General features: G+C 57.7%; 1 protein-coding gene and 2 pseudogenes. All 3 read left to right on the top strand.

Annotated features, from left to right (window positions below):
* Positions 1–123, top strand: a pseudogene (locus YY7_RS65460) (IS630 family transposase); the annotation flags it as partial.
* A gap of 8 nt (positions 124–131) precedes the next feature.
* A pseudogene (locus YY7_RS56240) lies at positions 132–719 on the top strand (LysR substrate-binding domain-containing protein); the annotation flags it as partial.
* 1,032 nt (positions 720–1,751) lie between these two features.
* Positions 1,752–2,018: a hypothetical protein gene (locus YY7_RS56235; protein WP_196237468.1), complete on the top strand. Its 267-nt coding sequence runs from the start codon at positions 1,752–1,754 to the stop codon at positions 2,016–2,018.
* Positions 2,019–2,164 lie beyond the last annotated feature (146 nt).

Below are 2,164 nucleotides of genomic sequence, written 5' to 3'. Positions count from 1 at the left end.
GGGTTTGCGCGCTGGAACGGCCCCCTGCTGGCGGAGGCGCTGGGCGACGTCGACGTTCAATATGTCTGGCGCTTCCTGCGCGAGCACAAGATTGAGAGCGCCGCCGCCGCATGGAGTTCCTCGGCTGAGGCGCACGAGAAGCTCCCGCCGTCACTTTCGAATTGTTGCCACTCGCCGATGAGACCGATGAGCTTCTCCGGCGGGGTGAAGTCGATTTTCTTATCTTGCCAGAATTGTTCATGTCGAGCGCGCATCCTAAAGCGGCATTGTTCGAGGAGCGGCTCGTGTGCGTAGGCTGCCACACGAATAAACGGCTGCCACCGCAGCTTGCATTCGACAAATACATGTCAATGGGGCATGTCGCAGTGAAGTTCGGGCGTGCGCGAAGGCCCTCCATCGCGGAATGGTTCTTACTTGAGCATGGTGTCAAGAGACGCATTGAGGTCGTCGTGCAGAGCTTTGGCATGATCCCGCCTGTACTATTGGACACGGGGCGCATAGCTACGATGCCCTCAAGGCTGGTTGAGCATTTCGCGCAGACGATGCCCCTGCAGATCGTCGCACTTCCGCGGTCACTTCCCGCATTTACCGAGGCCGTTCAATGGCCCGCTTTTCACAACAATAATCCGGCATGCATCTGGATGCGGGAGATATTGTTGGAAGAGGCGTCCCGCATGACTCCCCTGCCTGAGACCACACAAAGCTCTCGGCGCCCCTAGATCACTTAAAGCGTCTCATCGCCCTCCTCCTCGCTTCAAGCCGGTTACGCCCACATCCTTGGTGATGAGCCGGCCCTCCTTCATCGCGGGTGCAGTCTCGGAAAGTATGCTGCAAGGTCTTCGCTGGCGGCTCCGGCATGAACTCGGCTCGAATGCCTACCTCTTGCTCGAACTTCGTCTGCGCGCATTTCATGAGAGCCGCCTGACCCTGGTCCTCACACCGCTCTCTGCCCCGCAACCTCTTGACGAGCGCCTCTACAAGAGGCATGAACGCCGTCCCTCGTGAGAGTGCTTCCTGACTACAGTGCCCGCGCCGGCAGCGGTCCGCTTCGAGCAAGACGGCAAACATGTGCGATGTAAACCAAGGGCTTTCCTGATCGAGGCCAGCCATTTGCCTTGTGCGCGCAGCCCGTCGCGCGCTCCGCCGCCGCTCAGAGCACCACCTTATCGCCGATCCGCAATGAGCATCTTCATCGCTGCAGAAATTCGGAAGAACATTGCCCGCCTGAGTATCCATCATTTGGTATACCATGCGCGAGAAGGTCGAGCAGCGCCGCCGCTGGTAGATTGGTGCCCTCCCGCCATTCTCGTAACGGTGCTGCGATCCGTTGTAAACGGAATCAAAAGAGCAGCCATCGCTTTGCGATGGACATTCAGATATGCGAGCCAAGCTGAGGAAATGTTGAGGCTATCGTTTTTTGGATTAGCATCGGCGACCGCGTCGATCTCACAACGACTCCGCGCTTCCTGCAGGCATGAGTGAGCATAGCGGTGCTTCGGATGTGAGAGTTCATCTTTCTCGCCTCGTTGCTTCGGCTGCACATAGGCAACGGTGCTCGCAAATTGTTCAGAGAAGCTTGCCCGATATCGCCTACCTGGGTTCGGGACAGAGCAAAGCGCGACTGTGTTGCGCAACGGCATCACTTCAACGCATACCGCATCTTCATTGCCGTACGTCGTTGGTCTGTCTTCTTTTGGCCAAATGTCTTAGCGACGTGCGGCCGCCCTAGCGCGATAATGATACGGAGCCGAATGTTGCAGCAATACAGTGGTGTCTACGATCCGGAAGACCTTACGGTCCTGGGAAGGATTTTTGACGAAGCGGTCGCAGCGCTACCGACTTCTATGCAGACTCCTGAAAATCGAGCGGCGATCGCCACGCTTGTTCTGGCACGTGCTGCCGCCGGTAATGCGGAGTTGGCGTCATTGATGAATTTGGTCGTCGCCATTGCCTCTGCCGCTCGATCAGGCGGCCCCTCTGAGGAGAGCAACCTTGCTGGCGCCAGAAGAGCCATCTAGCTGGCGCCTTAATCGAAGCAGAGTGCAGCTAGCAGTCTGCTGAAAAAGCCCTCGTCAGGGGCTGCGATTGATGATTCTATATCGATCATGGATCGTCGGGGGTTCGCATGCGGGGCGCTTTTTCGGATCAGGGCGGATTATTTTCG

The sequence above is a fragment of the Bradyrhizobium elkanii WSM2783 genome (assembly GCF_000472865.1).
In the GTDB taxonomy this organism is placed as follows: domain Bacteria; phylum Pseudomonadota; class Alphaproteobacteria; order Rhizobiales; family Xanthobacteraceae; genus Bradyrhizobium; species Bradyrhizobium elkanii_A.
This window is presented reverse-complemented; position numbering and strand designations above follow the sequence as displayed.